General features: G+C 68.7%; 1 pseudogene. It reads left to right on the top strand.

The features are described 5' to 3' along the window. Positions 1 to 348: 348 nt before the first annotated feature. Positions 349 to 649: pseudogene (locus LE548_RS44970) on the top strand (GNAT family N-acetyltransferase); the annotation flags it as partial.

Raw genomic sequence — 649 nt, 5'->3', positions numbered from 1 at the left:
CCGAGCACGTACGGGACCCGGAACCAGAATCCACCGGGCTGTGCAGGGAAGGGGGCCCGGCCCTCATAGAGTCAGGTCTGCCGACGGCAGGGAGTCCGCCGCCGTGCTGATCATTGTTCACTGCGGGGTGCCAGCGCAGGTGCCTTTCCGGTAGCGCTCCAATGCGTCCAAAGTGACTGCGGACCCTCGGGGTTGGGGGCCGCGCCGGCGAGGGCGGGGGCCTCCCCCGGACAGTCGGTTTGTGCACTGCCACACTGGCCGGGCAAGCCACACCGAGCTGTCGCAATGCGCAGGGCTCGCTAGTATGGGAGCGCTCCCATAGCTTTGGCTTCAGACGGAAGGCCTCATATGCCCACGCCCGCCATCCGCCCTTACCATCCCGGGGACCGGGACGCCGTCTTCGACATCTGCTTGCGCACCGCCGAAGCCGGTGGCGACGCCCGCCACATCTACCGCGATCAGGACCTGCTTCCGAACATCTTCGCCGCACCCTACGCGGCCCTTGAGCCGGATCTGGCCTTCGTCCTCGACAGCGGGGCCGGGCCGGTCGGATACGTGCTGGGTACCAGTGACACCCCCCGCTTCGTCCGCGACTTCCGCGAGAAGTGGCTGCCCGTGGTCGCCGCGCGCCGTCCGCGAGGCGATCAAG

It is taken from the genome of Streptomyces sp. CoH27 (assembly GCF_020181035.1).
GTDB classification, from domain to species: domain Bacteria; phylum Actinomycetota; class Actinomycetes; order Streptomycetales; family Streptomycetaceae; genus Streptomyces; species Streptomyces camelliae.
Note: the sequence above shows the minus strand (reverse complement) of the source record. Positions and strands in the feature narration are given on the sequence as shown.